Source organism: Stenotrophomonas sp. 05N423 (assembly GCF_056397145.1).
Genome location: NZ_JBFTMV010000016.1, coordinates 1 through 6222 on the forward strand (window position 1 = coordinate 1; position 6222 = coordinate 6222).

A 6222-nucleotide genomic window follows, 5' to 3' on the forward strand; every position below is an offset into this window, starting at 1 on the left:
TGCCCAAGCTCGGCCAGTTCCTCATCGGCAGCACCTTCGTCGAACGCTTCCTCAACAAGGGGCCCATGACCAAGGCGCTGCAGCGCATCCCCGTGAAGCTGGTCGAGCACGGGCAACTGGGCGTCATCGGCGCGGCCAGTTGGTATCTGGAAAAGTTGGCCAAGTAAGCCTCGCAGCATAAGCAACAGATGCACCAGCAAGACCAGAAGTAAAGCGGCACACCAGTGCCTTTCATTTACGATGTTGAGGAGAGACAACATGCATCGCAAGACCCTGCTTTCGGCAGCCATCGTCAGCTGCCTTGCCTTCAGCGCACACGCGCAGGAAGCGCAGCCCAAGGCGACCGACCTGGATACCATCACCGTCACCGGCATCCGCGGCTCGATGGAAAAGTCGCTGGACACCAAGCGTGAAGCCAATAGCCGCCTTGAAGTCGTCACCGCCGAGGACATCGGCAAGCTGCCGGCGCATAACGTCGCTGACACCCTGCAGCGCCTGCCGGGCGTGAACATCAGCTCGTCCTCCGCCAGCGAAGGCGGTTTCGACGAAGCCGACCGCGTCAGCCTGCGCGGCACCAGCCCGAGCCTGACCCAGACCCTGATCAACGGCCACAGCGTCGGCTCGGCCGACTGGTTCGTGCTCAGCCAGGGCAGCAATGTCGGTCGCAGCGTCAGCTACACCCTGCTGCCGTCCGAACTCGTGCGTTCGGTGGAAGTGAGCAAGTCCTCGCAGGCCAAGCTGCAGGACGGCGGCACCACCGGTACCGTCAACATCATCACCCGCAAGCCGCTCGAGTTCGCCAAGCCGATCACCGCCGAAGCCTCGATCGGTGCGGTCCGCGCGGACCAGGCCAAGGCAACCGACCCGCAGCTGTCGGGCCTGTTCAACTACAAGAACGACGATGGCACCTTCGGCGTGATGGTGCAGGCGTTCAAGCAGAAGCGTCACCTGCGCCGCGAAGCGGAAGAACTGCCCTCCGGCTTCTTCCAGCTCGGCCGCAACGCCGATGGCACGGTCAACGCGCTCGGCCAGTCCCACCCCGACCTGGTCGATGTCTGGGCCCCCACCCTGCTGGGTTCGACCCTGTTCGAGCAGGTCCGTGACCGCAAGGGCGGCCTGGTGTCGCTGCAGTTCAAGCCGGCCGACAACCTGACGCTGGGCCTGGAAGGCTTCACCTCGAAGATGCAGGCCAACAACTACAACCGCAACTTCATGCTGTGGGGCGGCAATTTCGCCAACAGCCAGGCGCCCGATGCCGGCTACACCGTCAAGGACGGCGTGCTGACCGACGCCAAGTACGCCGGCAAGGCCGGCACCGACTACGCGGTCTACGACATGATCTACCGCGAAGCCACCGCCAAGAGCAGCTACGTCACCCTGGACGCCGACTGGCAGGTCAACGAGAACCTGAGCGCCAAGTTCCAGGCCGGCTCGACCAAGGGCACCGGCTCGACCCCGCGCCAGTTCATCGCCGAAGTGACTCTGGCCAATGGCGGCGGCGCCAGCTGGAATACCCATGGCATCGGCTCGCCGGTGGACTGGAGCGTCGGCGGCGACATCACGCCGGCGGGCGTGACCAGCTTCGGCACCTGGGGCAACCAGCAGGTGACCGCCGAAGACAAGGAGAAGTGGTTCACCGCCGACTTCAGCCAGTACTTCAATGACGGCACCCTGAGCTCGATCGACTTCGGCGCCCGTTATGCCGACCACAAGCGCGAAGCCCTGTCGCCTGAAGGCGCCTCGCCGGGCGACATCTGGAGCGCGCTCAAGAGCGGCGCCACCGCCAACTATCCGGGCGGCTTCGCCAGCGGCATCGGTGGCAACTTCCCGCGCAACCTGTGGTACTTCACCCCGGGCGCGCTGCAGGACGCCATCCTCGCCAACTCCACCTGGCTGTCGAACAACGATGGCCCGACCGGCCGCCACAACTATGGCGGCGAATGGAAGGTGCAGGAGAAGAACTTCGGCGCCTACGTCCAGGCCAACTTCGTCGGTGATCGCTGGAGCGCCAACGTCGGCCTGCGTTACGTCAACGTCGACCAGGACATCAACACCTACCTGGCGGTCTCCGATCCGGCCAACATCGACGTCAGCAGCCTGTTCGGGTCCTGGAAGGCACTGTCGTACAACAACAAGCACAGCCGTCTGCTGCCGAGCGCCAACCTGAAGTTCGACCTGGCCGACGACCTGGTATTCCGCTTCGCCGCCTCGCAGACCCAGACCCTGCCGGACTACTCGGCACTGGGCGCCTCGTCGTGGGGTTCGGACCTGAGCCGCACCGGTGGCGGCGGCAACCCGCGTCTGAAGCCGGTGCTGTCCAGCAACTTCGACGCCAACCTGGAGTGGTACTTCATGCCGCGCGGCCTGCTGTCCGTCGGCGTGTTCGCGATGAACCTGAAGGACTACGTGGGCTTCGACACCGAAACCCAGATGCTGTTCAGCGAACTGACCAACAAGCTGGAAGCCTACAAGGTGGCGATGCCGATCAATGTCGACGGCAAGGTCAGCGGCATGGAAGTGGCATACGAACAGCCGATCGGCGACAACTTCGGCGTCAATGCCAACTACACCTATGTGGACGGCAAGTCTTCGTTCACCTGGGCCGACGGCACCAACAGCCTGCAGGGCACCTCGAAGAACACCTACAACGTGGGCGCCTACTTCGAGAACGACACCTTCGGTGCGCGCCTGAGCTACACCTACCGCTCGTCGTTCCTGATCGGCCTGCAGGGTGCGGTTCCGTACTACCAGGATGATTTCGGCACCCTGTCGGCCTCGCTGAGCTACAAGGCGACCGACTGGCTGAGCATCAGCCTGGACGCGCTGAATCTCAACAACCCGACGTTCAAGTACTACCAGAGCTCCTCCATTCCGACCGCGTTCTACGAGAATGGCCGCCAGTACTACATCAACTTCCACGTGAAGTACTGATACCCCGGCACGCAACATCGCCGGACAGCGTGACGCGCCGGGCCTGGATCATTCCGGGCCCGGCGTTTTTTGTAAGTACCATCCGAAAAACACAGGAGCTCCGCCCATGACGAAGTCCCTCCGCATGCGCCGTCGCGCAACCTGGCTCGGCAGCTGCCTGCTGCTGGGCATTTCCGCCCTGCACGCGCAGGCGGCGGAAAACGCCCACGCCCCCTCGCTTGTTCCCCTGCCCGCCAGCTACCAGGCCACGGGCGGCAAGGACTTCGTGCTGGCGCATGCCGCCCGTGCCGGCGGCAACGACGAGGCGGCACGCCGCGCCGCCACCCAGTTCGTATGGCTGCTGGCGCAGAACGGCGGGCCGACCCTGGCCGTGGCCGAAAACGCCGCCAAGGCGCAGATCCGTTTCCGTCTCGACCCTTCGGCCACCAATACCGCCGAGGGCTACCGGCTCAAGGTTTCCAATACCGGCATCGACGTGAGCGCCGGCGACGACGTGGGCCTGTTCTATGGTGCGGTCACCGCCGCGCAGCTGCTTACCGACGACATGCCCGGCCGCGTCGCGGCCGCGGACATCGACGACACGCCGCGCTTCCGCTGGCGCGGGCTGATGCTGGATTCGGCGCGCCATTTCCAGAGCATGGACGAGATCAGGAAGCTGCTCGACGCCATGGCCCAGCACAAGCTCAACACCTTCCACTGGCACCTGACCGACGACCAGGGCTGGCGCATGGAGATCAAACGCTACCCGAAGCTTACCGGAGTGGGCAGCTGCCGCGTGCCGCTGGGCGACGCCGGCCGCGATCCGGCCACCGGCAAGGCGCGCAGCTACTGCGGCTACTACACGCAGGAACAGATCCGCGAGATCGTCGCCTACGCGGCCGAGCGCCACATCCAGGTGATTCCGGAAATCGACGTGCCGGGGCATGCGACCGCCGCCATCGTCGCCTATCCGGAACTGGGCGCCACCGACAGGCCGCTCGTCATCGACAACCAGTGGGGCGTGTTCCCCAACCTGTTCAACACCGAGGAAAGCACCCTGCAGTTCCTCGAGAACGTACTGCTGGAAGTGATCGACATGTTCCCGGCGCGCTACGTGCACGTCGGCGGCGACGAGGCGGTCAAGGACCAGTGGATCGCCTCGGCCCGCGTGCAGGCGCACATGCGCGAGGTGGGCGCCAAGGACGAGATGGAAATGCAGAGCCACATCATCAAGCGCCTGGAGACCTTCCTCGAGCAGCACGACCGGCGCCTGATCGGCTGGGACGAGATCCTGGAAGGCGGACTGCCGCCGGAAGCCACGGTGATGTCCTGGCGCGGCACCGAGGGTGGCCTGAAGGCCGCCAGCGAAGGCCACGACGTGGTGATGACGCCGGTTACCCACATGTACATGGACTACCTGCAGACCCGCTCGCCGAACGAACCGCCGGGCCGCCCGACCACCATCGAGCTGAAGAAGGCCTACGAATTCGAGCCGGTGCCCGCGGAACTGGCCGTCGACAAACGCCAGCACATCCTCGGCCTGCAGGCCAACATGTTCACCGAGCACACCCGCAACGACCGCAACCTGGAGCACAACCTGTTCCCGCGCCTGGCCGCCGTCGCCGAGACCGGCTGGAGCCCGCAGGAAAAGCGCGGTTTCGACGGCTTCCTGCAGCGCCTGCCGCGCCAGCTGCAGCGCTACCGTGCGATGGGCATCCAGTACGCGCAGACGCCGTTCCGGGTGGACATGCATGACAAGGGCGACCGCGCCGCCGGCACCGCCACCGTCGCGCTCGACAACCCGCTCGGCTACGCCGTGCACTACACGCTGGATGGCAGCGAGGCGACCGCCGCGTCGCCGCGCTACACGCAGCCGCTGCAGGTCAACCTGCCGACCGACATCCATGCCGCGGCGTTCTTCGACGGCAGGCCGCTGGCCGCGACGAGCCACTTCGCCGTCACCGCCGATTCGCTGCTCGTCCGCGACGACACCCGGCTCGATCTCTGTCCCGGCGACGGCAAGCTGCTGCTGCGCCTGGAAGACGACGGCCCGGCAGACGGCGACCGCGCGATCTTCAACGTCAACATCTTCAGCCCGTGCTGGCTGTGGCAGGACGCCGACCTGGCCGGCGTGCGTGCGGTGAAGGTCCGCGCCGGGCGCATTCCCTACAACTTCCAGCTGGCCCACGACGAGTCCAGCCGCAAGTTCGCTCCCGCGCGCACCGCACATGGCGAACTGGAGATCCTGGCCGACTGCAAGGGCACGCCGCTGGTCTCGCTGCCGCTGCCCGCCGCGCCCGGTGCCGATGGCTTCGTCGAACTCGAAGCCCCGCTCCCCGCCACGGCGGCGCGTGCCGACCTCTGCATCCGCTTCACCGGCGACACCCGGCCGGACCTGTGGACGCTGGACTGGATAAAACTGGAAACCGCTCACTGAGCACCACAGCGAGGCCACCGGAAACGGTGGCCTCTTCATTCATGGGCATCGCTCCCTGCATACGCGATACCCCCGGAGGTCAACCCGGGACGGCTCCATCGCCCTCCAAGGGAATGCGAAAAAATTTCACGAATCTTCAAACTCGACTCGGAATGCTCCCACACTCTCGCGACAAGTTTCTTTTGAAATAAATTTTTCCATTGCAATCATTGGGTTATTTTTTATTTCAGCATGGATTGCCATCTGAAAATTTTTTGCAAAGCAACTTGACATCGTTGTCACGCACCCCCGAAACTCCGGACACCGCAGCTCCCAGGGGATCTGCAGACATCCGGGGGAAATCGCGTGGTCGCCAGCTTCAGTCCCGCCCATGACCTGAGCGTCGCCGCGTCGGCCGTGCCGCTGATCGCGGCCGATGTCGGCGGCACCCATGTGCGGGTGGGGCTGGTCCGTGCCATCGCCGGTCCGGCGCCGGACATCGATGTGCTCGCCTATCGCAGGTATCGCTGCGCCGACCACGCCGGCCTTGGCCAGATCCTCGCCGACTTCCGCACCCATGCTCCGGGCGCGCGCGAGTGCGTCATCGCCACCGCCGGCTATGCGCTGGCCGACGGCACCGTGATCTCCGCCAACCTGCCCTGGCCGCTGTCGGCCAACCGCATCCGCGACGACCTCGGCTTCCACGCCGTGCACCTGGTCAACGATTTCGAGGCCGTCGCCCACGCCGCCGCCCACATCGACGGCAGCCAGGTCCTCCAGCTCACCGGCCCGGCCGAAGCGCCGCGCGGCCCCACCCTCATCGTCGGGCCCGGCACCGGCCTGGGCGCCGCCGTCTGGATTCCCGTCGGCGACCGCTCCGTCGTGCTCGCCACCGA

The 6222-nt window shown here is 65.7% G+C and carries 4 protein-coding genes; all 4 read left to right on the top strand.

What is annotated here, in order from left to right:
• A partial coding sequence (locus tag AC1DGW_RS16660) for a glucokinase (protein ID WP_478025148.1) occupies positions 1–167 on the top strand: 167 nt, incomplete at its 5' end.
• Positions 168–258: 91 nt separating this feature from the next.
• Positions 259–2931, top strand: a complete 2673-nt coding sequence (locus AC1DGW_RS16665) for a TonB-dependent receptor (protein ID WP_478025141.1) — start codon at positions 259–261, stop codon at positions 2929–2931.
• A gap of 106 nt (positions 2932–3037) precedes the next feature.
• Positions 3038–5347: a family 20 glycosylhydrolase gene (locus tag AC1DGW_RS16670; protein WP_478025143.1), complete on the top strand. Its 2310-nt coding sequence runs from the start codon at positions 3038–3040 to the stop codon at positions 5345–5347.
• Between the two features lie 345 nt (positions 5348–5692).
• A partial coding sequence (locus tag AC1DGW_RS16675) for a glucokinase (RefSeq protein ID WP_478025145.1) occupies positions 5693–6222 on the top strand: 530 nt, incomplete at its 3' end.